We start from the raw sequence: 17,323 nt of genomic DNA, 5'->3' as shown, positions 1-17,323 counted from the left end.
GCGGCTGACCGTATGGCCGGTATTTCATGCTCTATGGCTCGGATAATGGCAGATGCGCGATTAGGTGGGACCGTAGGTTAGCTTTTGTTCATACCAAAGTGTGTTGTCGCCGTGCTCCAACTAGCTGCGCTTCCCTGCTCGGGAGGGCGCTCTAACAAAAAAAAGCCCTTGGCAAGATGCCAAGGGTTTTTGGTTACGATATTATTTACCGGTAATCACAATATCCCACTCGTGGATTTCGTATTTTCTCGCGCCTTCGATAACGAACGGATCGTTCTCCGCCAAGGACTTGGCTTCCTCTTCGGATTCGGCCATATAAATGACCAGTCCGCCCCAGCCGTCTACAAAGCGGCCGTTGGCAAAAATTTTGCCTTCGCTGCGCTTTTGCTCCAGGTAGTCGAGATGCTGGGGGCGGAATGTCTGGCTCTTCTCCGCATCGAGCATAGGCAGGAAGCATGCAAAGTACTTCATTGATTATTCCCTCCGTTAACTTTGGTTTGTTGGAACAAATACATCGCGGACATGTCCTTCTCGGCGAGCTCGGTCTGCTTCACATCGCTTAGCAGCTGCAGCGCTTTGGCTCCCATCGGCAGCTCCAGCTTCAGCTCGCCGGCCACCTGCTGCACCAAGGCGACATCCTTATGCAGCAGCTTCAGGGCAAAGCCCGCTTCGAACTGATCCTTGGCGATGAAGCTGTTGTAATGCCGGTCGAGGATGCGGCTTTGGGCGAAGCTGTTGCTTAAAATTTGAACCAGAGTATCCAAATTGGCACCCAGCTGCTGTCCGAGCACCAGTGCTTCGCTCGCCGCCTGGGTATGGATGCCGACCATCAGCTGGTTGATCAGCTTCACCACGGTGCCGCTGCCCACGTCGCCGACAAGGTATATATTTTTGCCAAGCGCCTCGAGCAGCGGCTTCACGGACTCGAACACCTCCGCCTTGCCGCCGACCATGATGCTGAGCGTGGCCGATACCGCACCCGCAGTACCGCCGCTGACAGGGGCATCCAAGAACTCCATGCCTTTCGCCTGAGCGGCAGCGGCAATTTTCTTGTTCAGGTCCGGGGATACCGTACTGAAATCGATAAGGATGAGACCGGGACGTCCGTTAGGTACAATGCCGTTCTCTCCAAGATACACCTGTTCCACATCCTGAGGCAAGGGGAGGCAGGTCGTGAGCACTTCCATTTCCTGACTTAACGCCTGCAGCGAAAGCCCTGTTCTACCGCCGGCCTCGGCGAAGCGCTGCTCCGCCCCGGGGCTCCGGTTCAAGCCGTATACCTCAAAGCCCGCCTTGGTTAAATTGGTTGCCATTGGCAAGCCCATGTTGCCGAGTCCGATAAAACCTACTTTTGTCATGGTTATAGCCTCCCGTTTTAGTTAAGTAATCTTGCAATACTGCGTACCCGATCGTATAAATACGTCTCGGCGTTTGCCATGCAGTCCTCCAATGTCACCGGCTCGGGGACGATGGAGAAGACGGCCCGAAAATGGTCCAGCAGCTTCTCGGCCTCAGAGCCAAGGCTGCCTGAGATGAGCAGCGCGGGGACCCCTGCGGCTCGGGCCAATCCGGCGACGTGAATCGGGAGCTTACCGTAAAGCGTTTGGTGATCGCTTCGGCCTTCGCCGGTAATGACCCAGTCCGCCCCCGCGATGTGCTCGCTCAGCTTGACGGCCTCGCCCAGCACCTCCGCGCCGGGCTTCAGCTTTGCGCCAAGCACCAGCATGGCGAAGCCAAGTCCCCCTGCCGCACCGGCGCCGGGCTGCAGGCTGAGTCCGGGCTGTCCCAGATGTCCCTCGACCAAGGCTGCATAGGCTTGCATGGCTGATTCCAGCGCTTGCAGCTGCTCCGGGGTCGCTCCTTTCTGAGGACCGAATACATACGTCGCTCCTCTTTCGCCGCAGAGCGGGTTTCTGACATCACACGCGACCTGGATCTCACAGTCCTTCAGCCGGGCGTCCAGTCCCGACATTTCGACCGATCGTATGTCCGCGAGCGAGCCGCCGAAGCCGTCTACGGGCTTCCCGAATCCATCAAGGAATCGACCGCCTAACGCTTGAAGCATGCCTACCCCGCCGTCGTTCGTTGCGCTTCCCCCGAGTCCGAGGATGAAGCGGCGGTGACCCTGGTCCATGGCCGCCTGCAGCATTTCGCCGATGCCCCGCGAAGTGGTTTTCGTCGGGTCCCTCAGAGCGGGGGGAACCATCGTCAGGCCGCAGATGCCCGCTGCCTCCAGTACGGCCGTTCCGTCCGGAAGCAGGCCGAAGCGGGCCTCGTCAAGCTCCCCCAAGGGTCCCCTTACCGTTAAGGGAACGAGAGCTCCGTCTGTGGCGGCCACCAGCGTATCCACCGTGCCTTCGCCTCCGTCGGCGATGGGAATGACTGTCACGACGGCGTGGGGAACCTCCCGTAGAATCGCCTGCTTCATGATGGTACCCGCCTCCAGGGAAGAGAGGCTGCCCTTGAAAGAGTCCGGCGCAATGACAACGTTCATGTGGGTGACTCCCTTTCTTTGAATATATCGTTATTATAGCTTGGCTTGTAGTCCAAAGTCTTTATGGTCAGCAAACAAAAAGAACGAAAGATATACTTTCAATTTTGGTGATTTTGCTAAATAATAAGGATATAAGGTGAGGTGATCCGGTATGCTGACCCGCGAATTGGCGCAAGAGATCGTGCAAGAGACGATGAGACGCTTGAACCGCAATATCAACATTATGGACGACAACGGCAGCATTATTGCAAGCGGGGATGCGTCTCGGCTGGATACGTATCATGAAGCGGCCGCAGAGGTCATCCGTACGGGGCGCACATTGGTCATTACGCCGGACAACCAAGATCAGTGGCGGGGAGTGAACGTCGGTGTCAATCTCCCCATCGTGTTTCAGAATCGTACGGTCGGCGTCATCGGTGTCACAGGGTCTCCTGAGGAGATTTTGCCCTATGGGGAGCTTGTCAAAATGACGACAGAAATGATGCTGAAGCAAAATTATTTGAAGCTTCAAACGGAGTGGCAGCAAATAGCGATGGATATTGCGGTGGAGGAGCTCATTCGTGCGGAGAACCAAGACCTGCAGGGTGCGCTGCATCGGCTGGATGCGCTCAAAATCGCCATGAAGCCGCCCTACCAGCTGGCTGTTATTTCTCTACAGAACAGAACGTCGCAAACCCAGACGATGCTTCATCTTGCGGAGACGGTTATGGGAGATACGCGGCTGGTCAGCAGCTTTCTCAATGTCCATACGTGGGTCATCGTCTTTTACGGCAGAGGGGAGTCCCGTGTACGAAGCTGCATGGAACGGCTGCAGGAGCTGTTCCGTAAGACGGGAATCGAAGCGAAGTCCGGCGTAAGCTCTTCCGTGCGGTCTTTGGAGGATGTATCGTTTGCCTATCATGAGGCGTGCACGGCACTTAAGCTCGGATTGAAGCAGGGGAGAGAGCTTACCGGTTATCTCGAGGTGGAAACGGAGGCGCTACTCAGCGAGGCGCCGGCCGAGTCCAAAGCGAGGTTTATGGAGCGGCTTTTGCCGAAGCTGCCCGAGAAGCTGCTCGAGACGCTCCAGGTATTTCTCGAATGCAACCTGAGCATCGCAAGAGCGGCAGAACGGCTGGAGGTTCATCGCAATACGCTCGTCTACCGTCTGGCCCAGGTAAAAGAAGCGACCGGCTACGATCCGCAGCTTTTTCAGGATGCCATTTCGCTGCAATTCCTCGTCTGGCTCAAGGAGGATGGCGTGCAGCACGAACAAACCGCCCGTTCCTGACGGCACAGGAAGGGCGGTTCTTGTTATTCCCCTCTGGTAGGGGAATGCTTCAGAATTGTATCCTCTTGATAAGAAGCGCCGCCAAAATACAGCGTCCCGATAGGACGAGGCTTAGGCAGCAATGCTTCTTCCACGGGATTTCCCGTGTGATCCAAATAGGCATCCACAGCGATATGGTCGTGGTATAGGCAGATATCATCGGTAAACTCCTCCGTTTCAATCCGTAGTGCCGTAGCCTCCCATGGTTCCAAATCTCTACCATCCATCTGTACCGGAAGACGATGAACCTCTACCTTCGGCATCAGCGAGCCGTAAGGAACAATGACGGTTTCCAGGGCGGCCCGCCCCGATGCGGACAGCGACCGCCTCACAACCGGATTGACCTTGTATTCGCCATTCAGGAAGAGGAGGCCGGACTCAAGCATCAGACGATCGTCTTCCGAGTGCCGTCCGGTAGGGAAGACCAGAAGCGCATTGGCCTCGGCCATATTCGTGCGTACCTGCCGGCTGCCCCAATCAGCCGTGCTTTCCCCGACAGGGAGATGAAAGTATTGATCATAACGATGCTGCGCATTGGCCTCGAACAAATCGACAACGAGCCAATACCGGTTTTTGACGAAGAGCACTTTGCGCGTGTGGATAACCGGGTCTTCGTAACGGGTATAGCCATAGTGACTGGCGGTAAAATAATCGTATTGCCCGTTGGTGCGCACATCCCAAATTTTACATGCTGCGGTAGGCGGACTGTTCCAATGCAGACTGCGGACATGCTGGTCCTCTCCGTCGACGACAACCGTATTATGAGCGCGGGTGGAAACAATATATTTGCGCTCCTTGTTCCATTCGAACAGTCCCATCCCCGAATCGGCAATCAGCTCCCGGCCGTTCGCATAGAGAACGAAGCTGAGCGCATCGGAATGCGCATGGCCGTTGATGCCGACGCCGGCCCGCATCGCCATATGCATTGCGTTACGGCTCCAATTTTCCCTGGACACGAGATAGCCTCCGATGGGAAAGCAGGCCAAGGTGTCACGGGGAGGCACGGCCTCGAGCCGGTTATACCGCTCCGCCGCCCCGGGACCCAGTCTCCATAGGAGGGAGAACGGAAGCTTTTCATGTCCTACATACTTGAAGTCTCCCCGCTCGAATAAATAAGCTCCCAGGCTCATCACGCTGCGAAGCTCGTTCTCCGAATGCAGATCCGTATCTCCGAAGCGGGCGAGCTGACCGTCCGGCGTGATCAAGTGCATCATCACGGCAAACATCGATTCCAGGATTTCGTTATATTGCCCCGTCGGCAGCTCCAGCGCACGGAACAGAGGCACCAATTCATACAAATCCCGCATGACGACCAGATGGTAGTTGGGACTGGCCTCGAACTGGACCCCGTCCTCGTAGACGTTCTGACGAATGTACCCCGGCAATTCTCCCAGCCCGTACGCAAGCCACTGCTTCGAGACCTTAAGCTCCGGCAGGAGCAGCGCCACCTGGATTAAGCCGCGCAGCTGCATGCACACATGATTCCCGTGGCTCGCATGGTACTTGCGCACATAGTCGCCGTGCTGATGAAAGGATTTGATCATCTTCATTTTGACTTCCGGGGTAAAGGAAGGGGAGCCAAAGAAGGTGATGAACGCCTCCGGCAGCATAAACAACCGGACCCCCACCGACAATGGGTCCCAAGTGCAGTGCTGCACCCGGAATGTGCCGTTAACCGGCGTCGGACAATCTTCGATGAAGTGATCCATCATCTTATTGAAGCATTCGGCGTATTTTTCATCCCCGGTTAAGCAGTAAGCCCTCGATAAGTGCTTCACGTAGACGAAGCGGGTCAGATGCAGCTGGTATTGCGAGCTATCATACAGCCAGCTGTTCCAGTCATAGGCGCCTTTGCCGAAATTTACCCGTTTTCCCTTGGGGAGCGGCAGGCTACCTTCCGTAATGAGGTCCGCTTCTCGGATCGCCTGCAGGGCTTCTTCATCCAGGCTATAAGCTTCCTGGGCATAGGCCATGAGCTCTGGCACCGCTTGTACGCCGAAGTAGTAGCGTTTGACCGTGTCCTGCGTTATGAGATGCAAGTAAGCATCGCGGGCTTCCTCCGCCTTCCCGGACAGGATTAGGCGACGTACGTCCTCCATCCCGGGCCGGTTCAGATCCAGCTCATCCCGCAGGAAATCCTCATCCGTCATAAGGGGCTTGGTATAGTCAGGGTTATGCCGAAGCTCTTTATAGCCCATAGATATCATTAGGGTTCACCTTCGTTTTCAACATAGTAGCCCATCGGCAGCCTTATTCCTTGATCGATCCGAGCATGGCGCCTTTGGCAAAATATTTTTGCAGGAACGGATATACCGCTACGATCGGCAGCATGGCCAGCAAAATCGCCGCATTTTGAACGTTGGGGCCCAAATTGGCCGCCATTTGCGCATCCAGAGCGGCATCCGTAGAGATGTTGGAGGCACTGATCGCCACCATCTGTCTCAGCAACGGCTGGATCGGCCACTTGGACGGGTCGTTCAAATAAATGACTGCGGAGAAAAACTCATTCCAATATTGCACCATAAAGAAAAGGGCGAATGTGGCGATGATCGGCTTGGAGAGCGGGATCACAACCGAGAACAGGATCCGGAATTCTCCCGCCCCGTCGATTCGGGCCGCTTCATCCAGGCTTTCGGGCAGGCTTTGGAAGAACGAACGGATTACCATGATATTGAAGGCGCCGGTCGCTGCAGGCAGGATGATGGCCCAGTACGAATCGATCAGCCCCAGGCTTCTCACAACCAGATACGAAGGAATCATGCCGCCGTGAAAGATCATGGTAAAAAATATAAATAATAGCATGAATTTGCGGCCGGGCACGAATTTCTTCGACAGGGCATATGCCAAGGTAATAGAAATTACCAGATTTACGCACGTCCCGATGGCCGTAATGTACACCGAATTTTTAACGGAGGTAAGGAAGGTTTGCGCCTGCAGCAAGTAGTAATAAGCATCCAAAGACCATTCCTTCGGCCATATAAAGAAGCTTCCGGCCATCGAATAGGCAGGCGGGCTGAAGGAAACGGCAATGATATAGAGAAAAGGCAAAATCACCGTCAAGCAGATCAGTAGGATGATGACCGTCAGCAGACTGTCAAACCAGGTTACTTTTGCATTCATTAAGGTCCACTCCTGTCTAGAAAATGCCTTCTTCACCGAGCCATTTGGCAACATAGTTGGCCGCCAGCACCAGGATCAGACTTGCTACCGATTTGAACATGCCTACGGTAATGGCGAAGCTGTAATTGAACTGCTCCAGCCCGATATGGTACACGAACAAATCGAATACATTGGAAACCTCCTGATTCAAGCTGTTGGTCATCAGGAAAATTTGCATGAAGTTCGAATCCAGTGATGACCCGAGCCGCAGCAGCAGCAAAATTACGATCGTGCTTTTGATCCCCGGGAGCGTGATATTCCAAATGTTCTGAAGCCGGTTCGCCCCGTCCACCTTAGCCGCTTCGTAAAGCTCCGGGTTAATCCCCGCCAGCGCAGCAAGGAAGATGATCGTTCCCCAGCCGGCATCCTTCCAGATGGACTGCAGCACGATCAAGGGCCGAAACCACTCGTTGCTTACCAGGAAGAGCGCGTTGCCGTTAAACCATTGCTCCAAATAGTGATTAATGACGCCGGAAGGCCCGAAGAAGGAGATGGTGATCCCGTAGATGACTACCCAAGACAAAAAATGGGGAAGATAAACAATGGTTTGGGATAAACGCTTGAACAGCTGCAGTCTCACCTCATTGAGCATGAGAGCCAGCAGGATCGTAAAGGGAAAATACACCGCCAAATTGAGAAAGCTGATCAAAAGCGTATTGTTTAGCAAATGAAAGAAATCCGACGTGCTGAAAAACTGCCTAAAATTGTCCAGTCCGACCCAGGGGCTGTCCCAAATACCGATGAAGGGACTATAATCCTTAAACGCCAGCACTAGTCCCCACATCGGAACGTAGTGAAATAAAATAAAGTAAACCAGGCCCGGGGCAGCGATTAAATAAAAGGGCCAAAGCTGCTGAAATCGATGTATTCGCAAGGTTCTCTCCATGAGCTGCGCACTCCTCTCCCTCAATGCGGATACGAAAAAGGGGGAGGGCTCCCCCTTTTGTGCACCCGCTTTTATTTACGATCCTCGTTATATTGGTCCAGAAGCTCCTTCGTGATTTGTGCGCCCAAGCCGTTCGACCAAGTATCGATTTCCTTCTGCACGTCGTCCCACTTGGCTTCGCCCAGCACGTATTTGGTCATCGCGGCGCTCATTTTCTTGTAGGTGTCCGGATTTTTGCTGGAGGTTTGCGAGCTGTAGCTTAAGAACGGATTCTCAATACCGAATTTGCTGATGGTATCCAAGGAAGCCTTTTGTTTTTGTAAAATGGCCGGATCCTTGGAACTCGCATAAACATAAGGGTCTACCCGGTTCTGCAGAACGAATTGAGACGGCTTGTCCAAATCGTACTGCTTTTTCTGCTCCTCGGTCTGAACGGCAATACCGTTCTTGAACTCACTGGAATGAATACCGGTAACTCCCGCCTTGGAGAAGGCCACATTGTCCTCCGATGCGCTGAAATCAAGGAAGTCTACGATCTTCTGAACCTTCTCCTTCGGTACGGAGCTTGGAATGGCCCACAGTCCGTAGTAGCCGCCGATCACTGCTACACCTTTCTTGCCTCCGGCGCCTTCCAAGATGTCAATGATCGCAATTTCCGCCTTCGGGTCCACTTGCTGCAGCTTCGCTAGGTTTGCCTCAGCCATATCGCTCACGTTACCTGCGAACACTCCGGCGACGCCGGCCAGAAACTTGCTTCGCGACTGCTGCTGGTTTTTCAGAACAGGTGCGTCCTTATCGATGAGTCCCTTGCTCCAGGCATCCTTCATCCAATCCAGGTAAGCCTTATATTCCGGTGTGAGGAAGTCGCGGACCGGTTTCCCGTTATCGAGCTTCCATGTGTTCGGAATACCGAAGGCGAATTGAAGCGGCAGCACGCCGGAAAAAGGTCCCGGTGATGCGGCGCCGTCCACGCCGAAGACGGTATACGGAATCGTTTTGCCTCCGCCTGCCGGATCGTTCTCCTTGAACACGGTCAATGCCTTGGTCAACTCATCCAAAGTTTTCGGTAAGGGGAGATTGTACTTATCCAGCCAGTCCTTCCGGATCAGTAGGCTGGCTTCTCCACCGCCGTAAAGGCCGCGAGGTCTTGGAATCCCGTAAATTTTCCCTTGTACCTTCGTATTGTTCCATACAGCAGCTTCGATCTGATTAATATTTTTGGCATTTTTCAAATACGGGGTCAGATCATGGAAGGCTCCCATTTTGACCAAATTCATAAACTTGTCATCCTTGCCTCCGTCCAGTAGAAGCAGATCATAGGAATTTCCTGCCGAAATGGCAACCGAGAGCTTGTCCTTGTATGCTTCGGAGGGCACGAAAGTGACGTCGAGCTTTACGTTTCCGCGTTTCTCGATATCCTCCAAGGCCTTATTGTTATCCACGGCCGGAGGGTTTCCGAACAAAATGGTCAGCGCCTTAATGGATGCGGGCTGCGAGGAGGCTGCCGGTTGATTGGATTCGCCTCCCGGCGCCGCCGATTTGCCGCCGGAGCAGCCCGAGAGTGCGGCGGTCATTAGGACCGAAACTGCCGTTACAGGTAAGAGTACTTTTTTGAAAGACATGGTCATCCCCCATTTATCGTTATTTATTTACGCTGCAGCATGCTTGCAATTTGGATTATAGAAGATCATGCGACACGACAACATGACCGATTCAAGCGAATGTGTCACCATTCTTACGATTTGTCGAATTAGCGGTAGGCTCCCGCCAGTCCATTGTACTATAATCATGAAGAAGCTTCGTAATTCAAAGGAGCAAATAATTATTGACGGAAGTGGTCTGCATGTCTCCGTTTATTCAGTTTTTGACGCGAAGCTTTTATATCAGGATGATTCTTGTAATGCTGGCCGTTTCCCTTATTCCGCTGCTGGTTTTGTCATATATTTCGATAGCCGTTTCAGGCGATACGGTCGAGAAGCAGGTGAACCGGCTGAATGCCCAGCTGGTCAATCAGGTTGTGGACCGTGTGGAGCTGACCATGACGCGCTTTAGGGAACTAAGCGAACAATATTCGCGGATTTCCTCGATCCAGAGTGCGCTGGTGTCCCCCTCCGAGCACTATTTTGAAGAGGTGGTGCGCAAGAAAGACTTGATCTCCGTGCTCAGTACCGCTTCAGCCGTCATCGGCAATGTCGAAGGACTTCAGGTTTACTCTGCGATTACCGGGGAGGTGCTCTCCTCGGATGACGCCCCTTTCAAGCTGGATAGCTCGCCTTATAAGCCGCTGGTTGAGCATTTTCTCGCTTCGGGGAGCTCGGGGATGTTTTTGGATAAGAGCTCGATGCCTCAGCTGAGGCTGCTGCAAAACTCCACGTATTACATCGGCCGCATTCCGTTTGAGCCGTATGAGGAGATGAAGGGCGTTCTGCTGATTTCGATGAGCAACGAGCAATATAGGCACCAGATCGACAATATTCAGCTGGGCTCCAATGGGTCCATTTCCTTGCTGACGCCGCAGGGTCAGACGATCGCCACCACCAGCAAGCTGAGCAGGACGGAGGATGACGCGCGAATCCAGCATATTTTGCAGCAATGGACCTCCCTCGGCAAGCCCAATCAATTCGGCCTGGAGTCGTCCATTATTTCCGTGAAACAGACGGAGACCTTCGATAAATGGATCGTCATTTCGGAAATTCCGTCCAGGGAGCTGCTCCAGAACACGGATATCATACGCAAGACGGTTACCTATTTTCTGTTCTTGCTCGTTGCTGTAGGTGTACTTTCCGTTTTCGGGTTCGGGTACCGTCTGTATCGGCCGCTTCAAGCGGTCAAACGACAGGTCGAAGCGATCAAAAAGGGGCGGTTCGACGCTCGCGTGACGCATTTTGCCAACAATGAAATCGGAGAGCTCGGGCGTATGCTGAACTCTATGGCCGTACGCATTCAGGATTTGCTGGACGATCTTCAAAATTCGGAGGATTTGAAGCGGAGGCTCGAAATCCGGGCGCTCCAGTCGCAGATTAATCCGCATTTCATGTACAACATGCTGAATACGATCCGGATGTTTGCAATGCTGAAGGATTACGAAAAGATCAATACGATTATGGGGCGTATGGTATCGCTTCTCCGTTACTCCATGGAGAACTTTGATCAGACCGTGCGGCTTCAGCAAGAGCTGGATTACCTCGAGGACTATATCGGGCTTCTCAATATGCGCTACAAGTGTCAAACCTTCCTGCTCGCAGAGGTCGAAGAGCCGTTTCGGAGCATGCAAATCCCGAAGCTGAGCTTGCAGCCCTTAATTGAAAATGCCGTATTCCACGGGATCCTGCCCCGGAAGACGGCGGAAGGCCACATTCGTGTACGAGTGCACCGGTCTGAGGATCAGGAGCATGTGATCATGGATGTGGAGGATGACGGGGTTGGAGTGGACGCTGCCGAGCTGGAGAAGCTTCGAGTTCAGCTCCTGCTGGAGGATTACCGTGAAAGCATAGGTCTGCACAATGCCTGCATGCGGATACAGCTGATGTTCGGCAAGGAAGTCCGAATTGAGCTGAGCAGTGCGCCGATGGAGGGCCTGCGCATTCGCTTCGTTCTGCCGCTGGAGCATATTCGAGTGAAGGAGGCGCCTCATGAACAACTATAAAGTACTGCTGGTCGAGGATGAGGTTCCGGCAAGAACCGTCTTTCGGCACATGATTGAGGAACGGGATGATTTGTTTACCCTCATTGGCGAAGCGGAGGACGGCCGCGAAGGACTGGAGCTGTTTCTGACGCTGAAGCCGCAGCTGATCGTCACCGATATCACGATGCCGGGGATGAACGGGCTGGAGATGCTGCACGAAATTGAACAAAGCGGACAGCCTCAGCCGCAAATCGTCATACTCACGTGTCATCAGGACTTCCACTATGCACAGCAGGCTATTCACCTGAAGGCCTCCGCCTATCTGATCAAGGACGATTGCCTTACGGATCCGTCACTCCTTGCCCGCACCCTTGAGGAGCTCGCAAACAAGGTAGTGTCGGAGGACGAAACCCGGGAGCAGCAGCAGCTGATGGAGCAGAAGCTCCGCTCTAACGAAATCGAGATTGAGCAGAGCCGGTTTCTGGAGATGCTGCGCGACCCTGCGTCCGAGGCCAAGTGGGTGGCTGAGCTGGAAGCGGGCCAGCTCCCCGTAACCGGCGGAAGATGCGGCGCGCTGCTGCTGGAGTTTGACCGCAGCACCCTGCGCTTCCCGATCGATCAGCTGGAGGAGCTGAGGCTGTGGCAATTTGCCGGAGTGAACGTATTGAAGGAGCTCCTCGGAAACCGCGGTGCCAATAAAGTGATTGCTCTGGATAAGGGCCGCTTCCTGGCCGTATACGCTGCAGGACGGACGCAAGAGGATAGCGGCATATTGGAGCAAGTCCTTCAATCCTTTTCCGCTTATTTGAAAATGAATTGCTTTGCGCTTCAGGGTAGTCTCAAGCAGGGGGCAGGAGAGCTGTGTGCCGATTTGAAGAGGCTGGCGTTAGCTCCGTACCCGTTTTTTTACCGTAATAACGCTTCCGTTACCGGCGAGCAGTGGGAGAAGCTGAACGGCTTCCGGCATATTCCCGAGCGTTACAGCCGCTTCTGGGTTAAGGTATTGAAGCAGGCGCTGCTTGAGCCGCACCTGAGCGCCGCGGCATTGGAGCAGGAGCGCAGCTCGTTCTACGGGCAAGCCGTAGAGCATTCGTGGGACCCTGAGCAGATCAAATCGATCTACTTACGGATATTTCTGGATATCAGTCCGTATTTCACGGATGCTGGGGGAGGGGCGGATGTGGAGGCTGCGTTCCGCAGGGAGCTGGGACAGTGCCAAACCTTTGATTCCGTTCACGACTGTGTCTTTAAATACTTTCGCAAGCTGCAGCTGCTGCAGGGGGACGGCAGGAAGATGGATCTTTCCATCTCGAGAATGATTCAGCGCATGCGGGAGGATTTGAGCTATCCCTACAAGCTGGAGGAAATGGCCGCTACCATGAACTACAGTGTCCCCTACTTCAGCAGCATGTTCAAGAAGGCTACGGGGGAGAGCTTTATGCAGTATTTGACCCGCATCCGGGTGGAGAAGGCAAAGCTGCTGCTGCTCACCACCGACCTGAAAACCTTCGAGATTGCAGAAGCTATCGGATTTGAAAATTATCGTTCGTTTAATCGGATATTTAAAAAGGAAGCCGGCGTCACGCCTTCGGATTTCCGAAAGAATGGGACGCCGGCCGATTGAGGCCAAGGGGTCTGCAACTTTTCACAGAATCATGACGTTTCATTCAGTAAGAAACCTCTGACGGGAGTGATCATGGTGAGGAAGTTCGTTCTCGGCCTCGTTTGCGGGATCGGCCTGACGGCTGCCACCGCGGTGTATGCTTCGGACCTGGTCCAAGTATACTTATTTCCATCGAAGTACGTCATCAATGGACAGTTGAAGGAGCCGGACGGCGAATACGCGACCTTGAATCACAACGGGCATGCGTACGTCCCTGTACGTTGGGTTGCCGAGAACCTGGGTAAGCTCGTCAAATACGAGCAGGCTAACCAAACCATAACGATCGAAGATACCAATCTGAGTAAACCCATTGTACTGGATAAGGATTTTCTTACGATTGTCTCCAAAGGGAAAATCAAAGGGATTGAGTATGGCATAGGAGCAAACCGGGAGGAAGTCATCCGGCAATGGGGAGAACCCCATCAAGCAGGGTTATGGCAGACGTCTTACCTGAGATGGCACCATTACTACTATTTCTTCTGGGAGCCGGAAGGAAACGCCGGAGCGATTCGGGTTGCGGGCGACGCTATTCCTTATCGCTTGCCGGAGGTGAGGGAGCTTCTCGGAAAGCCTACGATGGGAGAAGGCGAAGGCGTTGACGGGGGATGGTCCTATGTATATCAAGCCGGGGAGTATCAGGTGTTTTTCCATGCGGATTCGGCAGAGGGGAAGGTCACCTACATCACATTGAAGAAAAAATAACGATACAGCCCTCGGTCTCTTTTTTGAGAAGTGCCGAGGGCTTTCTTGAACCATGAGCCATTGCCGCACGCATATCGTTCCCCTGATCATGAAGGATACGACCATCGTTAGGGATATATGGAATATTTGGATGGGAGTGGAGGCGGTGAAAAGCATGCAAAAGCATCAGTTGGGCCTGCTGGGCTTGGTTATTTTCATTTTGCTTAGTGCTTGGTGCCCATGGCTCACGGAATCGGCTGCGGAACTGCGGGTTCTAGATGCCTTTCAATCCGGTCAAAAGGGGATGACGGACGGCTGCGGCTTTGCGTGTAAGGACTGCGGAAGCAAGCGGGCGGAGAAACGGATGTTTGGCTATTTCGTAGATATCGAATATGCATGCGGGCTGTTGCCGAAGGACGCGCCGGAATATCACAGAACGGAGCGGAAATTCGTTACGGTTCTAGGCACGGTGCACCCGGTAGGGGCTCGGTAATTCGCGTTGGAAAAGGAGGAGAAGCAACGTGTCATACAATCTTGGATCGGGGATCGTATCTTTGGTATCCTTGCTGATTAGCTTGCTGGTGATCTATGCATTGTTTAGTGTCATTAACTATATCAATTGGAAAAGGCGGCATGACCGGGAGATGGCTGAGAAGCTGGATCGCATCATAGAACTGCTTGACGGCAAAGAGGTACGTTAGCCTGCAGCCGCTGCTTTGCAGGAATAACGGATTATGAGGGACTTATTCGCCAGGATAGGCCTGTTTGGAGGCAAATAGCGGATTTCCAAGGACTTATTTTCCTGAAAATAGGCCCGGTTTCCCTCAAAAAGCCCGATTCGGCTCGAAATAACGCCCTCAAAATCCGTTAATGCACTGAGAAGCAGCGTTACCTGGCACAATAAGTCCCCGAAAATCCGTTATTGTCCGTTCCGCTAATTGCTTGGCACCTTATCCCCATCGCTCAGCAAGCCAAATCTGCAATCAACAGCGATTAACGGATTATGAGGGACTTATTTTCCTGGATAGGCCAGGTTGGAGGTGAATAGCGGATTCCCGGGGATTTATTTTGCTGAAAATAGGTCCGATAGCCCTCAAAAGCCCGATTCGGCTCGAAATAACGCCCTCAGAATCCGTTAATGCACTGAGAAGCAGCGTTACCTGGCACAATAAGTCCCCGAAAGTCCGTTATTGTCCGTTCCGCTAATTGCTTGGCACCTTATCCCCATCGCTCAGCAAGCCAAATCTGCCACCAACAGCGATTAACGGATTATAAGGGACTTATTCGCCAGGATAGGCCTGTTTGGAGGCGAATAGCGGATTTCCAAGGACTTATTTTCCTGAAAATAGGTCAATTGCCCTAAAAAAGCCCGATTCGGCTAGCAATAACGCCCTCAGAATCCGTTAATGCACTGAGAAGCAGCGTTACCCGGCACAATAAGTCCCCGAAAGTCCGTTATATTCTATTACGCAGCTCCCGCCCTTATCCCACTCGCCCCCTCCTTTTGCCCGCCCTTTTCTGAGCCAAGGGGATAAGGCCAATAGAGTTCGCCGCCCCCATGTCAGACGGCTCCGCCAACTTGATTTTCAAAACATCTGAGAGTATCGTTTGTAATAAAACGAACTTACGAAAAGGGAGAGCACAATCATGACGTTTGGACAACAGCTGCAGCACCTGAGGAAGCAGCGGGATATGACCCTGCGCAAGCTTGCGGAGAAAAGCGGGGTCAGCTACTCGCTCATCCAATCAATAGAGCGGGACGAGCGGGTTCCGACCAAGGAAGCGATCCTTTCCCTGGCCAGGGCACTGCAGTATGATCAACCCGAGGAGCTGCTGCGATTGGCCGGCTATTGATGGCCGCCCCGGCCATCCTTCGCTTTAAGTTATCACCCTCGACCTATCCCCGGTTCCCCGGAAACCTAAGCTTGCTATGCTCAAACACCCCCTCGTTACCTAAAACGTCAATCGGATGACTTCCCCTCCCCGGAACGGCATCTTATCCTTTCGTTTTCCAGAAGCCATGCGTTCCCGGCAGCAATCCGTTCGGCCCGCTACGCCCACTCCGCTGATAAGGGGACGGCCAATAGAGCCCTTCTCTTCTACAAAGACCATAAGATTTTCTCCCTTATCATAAGATTGGGATATAAAAAAGCGTTTCCATTGCTCAGGAAAGGATGGCGCATACTGCGTTCCTTGCCTTGGTCATGACCGCTATGGCGGCGTAGTTATCAATAAGCCGGGATCAGGGAAGAACGTTTTCCTGTTTCCCGGCTTTTTAGCGCTGCGGCTGGTTCAATTTTCCACAGGGTATGACATTTATCATATATACGCATTGACGTTTATGACTATTGTGAATAAGTACCAGCTCCTATAATAAAACTATAACCTAGTTTGTCATACGCCCGGACTACGGTCCTGAGCGTCGAATCGAGGAGGAAAACGACCCATGCAGCATCCGAACATCGCCCAATTAAAGAAGGCCGTCGCACCTTATGAGAAAACCGACACAAAGGCGAGCGTCCGGCAAATGCTTAACACCATAGTGCCTTTAGTGCTGCTTTGGTATGGAGCCTATCTGAGCTTGTCCGTTTCCTATTGGCTCACCTTGCCGCTGGCAATTACAGCTGCCGGTTTTGTGGTCCGCACGTTTATTATATTCCATGATTGCTGTCATCAATCGTTTTTCAAAAGCCGGCTGGCTAATGACGTCGTAGGCACACTGACCGGCGTGCTGACGCTGTTCCCTTACGAGCAGTGGAAAAATGAGCATGCGATTCATCACGCCTCCAGCAGCAACTTGGATAAGCGCGGCGTCGGCGATGTCTGGATTATGACGGTTGACGAGTATGTGGCCGCCTCCTTCTGGCGTCGTATGACCTATCGGATTTATCGGAATCCCCTGCTGATGTTTGCCTTCGGCCCGATTTATATTACAGCCGTTGCCTATCGCTTTAACCGCAAAGGCGCACGCCGCAAGGAACGCATCAATAATTATCTCACCAATGTGCTGATCGCAGCTCTATATACCGCGTTGATCATGACGGTAGGCTGGCAATCGTTCCTGCTGGTGCAAGGTCCCGTCGTTTTCGTTTCCGCTTTACTGGGCATTTGGCTTTTCTATGTGCAGCATACGTTCGAAGACTCCTACTTCGAGAACGAGGAAGAGTGGAGCTACGTGAAAGCCGCCGTCGAAGGCAGCTCGTTCTATAAGCTTCCGAAGCTGCTGCAATGGATCACTGGGAACATCGGATTTCATCATGTGCATCACTTAAGCCCGAAGGTGCCGAACTATTTGCTGGAGAAGGCGCATGAGGAGACGCCGCCGCTGCAGAAGGCAACGACGATCACTCTCCGCACCAGCTTGAAGTCTCTTCGCTACCGTCTGTGGGATGAGAAGAACAAAGGCTTCGTCAGCTTCGGCGACATCAAGCACATGACCTCCCGGGATGCGGTGAAGGTTCGCCGCGCCAGCTTGCAAGGTGAATAACCCTGTCCTACAATGGAGG

General features: G+C 53.2%; 16 protein-coding genes. 8 read left to right on the top strand and 8 right to left on the bottom strand.

Features of this window, described 5'->3' with window-relative positions:
• Positions 1-201 precede the first annotated feature (201 nt).
• The 3 genes from QMO62_RS13330 to QMO62_RS13320 are packed head-to-tail and all read right to left on the bottom strand — an operon-like array spanning position 202 to position 2,494.
• Positions 202-471, bottom strand: coding sequence for a YciI family protein (locus QMO62_RS13330; protein ID WP_284641542.1), 270 nt, complete (start codon positions 469-471; stop codon positions 202-204).
• On the bottom strand, positions 468-1,358 hold the full coding sequence (locus QMO62_RS13325; RefSeq protein ID WP_284641540.1) for an NAD(P)-dependent oxidoreductase: 891 nt from the start codon (positions 1,356-1,358) through the stop codon (positions 468-470). The genes QMO62_RS13330 and QMO62_RS13325 overlap by 4 nt, the downstream gene beginning before the upstream one ends.
• A 17-nt stretch (positions 1,359-1,375) precedes the next feature.
• Positions 1,376-2,494, bottom strand: coding sequence for a glycerate kinase family protein (locus tag QMO62_RS13320; RefSeq protein ID WP_284641538.1), 1,119 nt, complete (start codon positions 2,492-2,494; stop codon positions 1,376-1,378).
• A 151-nt stretch (positions 2,495-2,645) separates the two neighbouring features.
• On the opposite strand from QMO62_RS13320, the gene QMO62_RS13315 reads away from it, so the two are divergent.
• A complete protein-coding gene (locus QMO62_RS13315) occupies positions 2,646-3,764 on the top strand; it encodes a CdaR family transcriptional regulator (RefSeq protein WP_284641536.1) in 1,119 nt (372 codons plus the stop codon).
• 23 nt (positions 3,765-3,787) lie between these two features.
• Here the strand turns inward: QMO62_RS13315 and QMO62_RS13310 are convergent, their stop codons facing one another.
• From QMO62_RS13310 to QMO62_RS13295, 4 genes are all read right to left on the bottom strand, one after another.
• Complete coding sequence (locus QMO62_RS13310) at positions 3,788-6,001, bottom strand: alginate lyase family protein (RefSeq protein WP_284641534.1); 2,214 nt, start codon at positions 5,999-6,001, stop codon at positions 3,788-3,790.
• A gap of 52 nt (positions 6,002-6,053) precedes the next feature.
• The gene (locus QMO62_RS13305; protein WP_284641531.1) at positions 6,054-6,923 is read right to left on the bottom strand and encodes a carbohydrate ABC transporter permease; all 870 of its coding nucleotides are present in this window, start codon (positions 6,921-6,923) and stop codon (positions 6,054-6,056) included.
• Positions 6,924-6,939: 16 nt separating this feature from the next.
• Entirely contained in the window at positions 6,940-7,848 is a 909-nt protein-coding gene (locus QMO62_RS13300) for an ABC transporter permease (protein ID WP_284641529.1), read from the bottom strand.
• 71 nt (positions 7,849-7,919) lie between these two features.
• Positions 7,920-9,470: an extracellular solute-binding protein gene (locus QMO62_RS13295; RefSeq protein WP_284641527.1), complete on the bottom strand. Its 1,551-nt coding sequence runs from the start codon at positions 9,468-9,470 to the stop codon at positions 7,920-7,922.
• Between the two features lie 212 nt (positions 9,471-9,682).
• On the opposite strand from QMO62_RS13295, the gene QMO62_RS13290 reads away from it, so the two are divergent.
• From QMO62_RS13290 to QMO62_RS13265, 6 genes are all read left to right on the top strand, one after another.
• Positions 9,683-11,494 carry a cache domain-containing sensor histidine kinase gene (locus QMO62_RS13290; protein WP_284644938.1) on the top strand — a complete coding sequence of 604 codons (1,812 nt, stop codon included), beginning with the start codon at positions 9,683-9,685 and terminating at the stop codon, positions 11,492-11,494.
• Positions 11,481-13,097 carry a helix-turn-helix domain-containing protein gene (locus tag QMO62_RS13285; RefSeq protein WP_284641525.1) on the top strand — a complete coding sequence of 539 codons (1,617 nt, stop codon included), beginning with the start codon at positions 11,481-11,483 and terminating at the stop codon, positions 13,095-13,097. Before QMO62_RS13290 ends, QMO62_RS13285 begins: the two co-directional genes overlap by 14 nt.
• A 75-nt stretch (positions 13,098-13,172) precedes the next feature.
• Positions 13,173-13,838, top strand: coding sequence for a stalk domain-containing protein (locus QMO62_RS13280; protein ID WP_284641522.1), 666 nt, complete (start codon positions 13,173-13,175; stop codon positions 13,836-13,838).
• Positions 13,839-13,890: 52 nt separating this feature from the next.
• A complete protein-coding gene (locus QMO62_RS13275; RefSeq protein WP_284641520.1) occupies positions 13,891-14,310 on the top strand; it encodes a hypothetical protein in 420 nt (139 codons plus the stop codon).
• Positions 14,311-14,338: 28 nt separating this feature from the next.
• Entirely contained in the window at positions 14,339-14,518 is a 180-nt protein-coding gene (locus QMO62_RS13270; RefSeq protein ID WP_284641518.1) for a DUF4083 family protein, read from the top strand.
• 946 nt (positions 14,519-15,464) lie between these two features.
• Positions 15,465-15,671, top strand: a complete 207-nt coding sequence (locus QMO62_RS13265; protein ID WP_284641515.1) for a helix-turn-helix domain-containing protein — start codon at positions 15,465-15,467, stop codon at positions 15,669-15,671.
• 99 nt (positions 15,672-15,770) lie between these two features.
• Here QMO62_RS13265 and QMO62_RS13260 read toward each other — a convergent pair whose 3' ends face one another.
• Positions 15,771-15,929, bottom strand: coding sequence for a hypothetical protein (locus QMO62_RS13260; RefSeq protein WP_284641513.1), 159 nt, complete (start codon positions 15,927-15,929; stop codon positions 15,771-15,773).
• Positions 15,930-16,263: 334 nt separating this feature from the next.
• Between QMO62_RS13260 and desA the strand changes: the two genes are divergently transcribed.
• Entirely contained in the window at positions 16,264-17,304 is a 1,041-nt protein-coding gene (desA, locus tag QMO62_RS13255; protein ID WP_284641511.1) for a Delta(5) desaturase DesA, read from the top strand.
• Positions 17,305-17,323 lie beyond the last annotated feature (19 nt).

The organism is Paenibacillus silviterrae (genome assembly GCF_030167925.1).
GTDB lineage: Bacteria > Bacillota > Bacilli > Paenibacillales > NBRC-103111 > Paenibacillus_G > Paenibacillus_G silviterrae.
Note: the sequence above shows the minus strand (reverse complement) of the source record. Positions and strands in the feature narration are given on the sequence as shown.

Coding starts and splice junctions, on each gene's coding strand:
- desA (WP_284641511.1), top strand. CDS start 16,264: ATGCAGCATCCGAACATCGCCCAATTAAAGAAGGCCGTCGCACCTTAT.
- QMO62_RS13260 (WP_284641513.1), bottom strand. CDS start 15,929: ATGGTCTTTGTAGAAGAGAAGGGCTCTATTGGCCGTCCCCTTATCAGC.
- QMO62_RS13310 (WP_284641534.1), bottom strand. CDS start 6,001: ATGGGCTATAAAGAGCTTCGGCATAACCCTGACTATACCAAGCCCCTT.
- QMO62_RS13295 (WP_284641527.1), bottom strand. CDS start 9,470: ATGTCTTTCAAAAAAGTACTCTTACCTGTAACGGCAGTTTCGGTCCTA.
- QMO62_RS13330 (WP_284641542.1), bottom strand. CDS start 471: ATGAAGTACTTTGCATGCTTCCTGCCTATGCTCGATGCGGAGAAGAGC.
- QMO62_RS13325 (WP_284641540.1), bottom strand. CDS start 1,358: ATGACAAAAGTAGGTTTTATCGGACTCGGCAACATGGGCTTGCCAATG.
- QMO62_RS13315 (WP_284641536.1), top strand. CDS start 2,646: ATGCTGACCCGCGAATTGGCGCAAGAGATCGTGCAAGAGACGATGAGA.
- QMO62_RS13300 (WP_284641529.1), bottom strand. CDS start 7,848: ATGGAGAGAACCTTGCGAATACATCGATTTCAGCAGCTTTGGCCCTTT.
- QMO62_RS13305 (WP_284641531.1), bottom strand. CDS start 6,923: ATGAATGCAAAAGTAACCTGGTTTGACAGTCTGCTGACGGTCATCATC.
- QMO62_RS13285 (WP_284641525.1), top strand. CDS start 11,481: ATGAACAACTATAAAGTACTGCTGGTCGAGGATGAGGTTCCGGCAAGA.
- QMO62_RS13320 (WP_284641538.1), bottom strand. CDS start 2,494: ATGAACGTTGTCATTGCGCCGGACTCTTTCAAGGGCAGCCTCTCTTCC.
- QMO62_RS13275 (WP_284641520.1), top strand. CDS start 13,891: ATGAGCCATTGCCGCACGCATATCGTTCCCCTGATCATGAAGGATACG.
- QMO62_RS13265 (WP_284641515.1), top strand. CDS start 15,465: ATGACGTTTGGACAACAGCTGCAGCACCTGAGGAAGCAGCGGGATATG.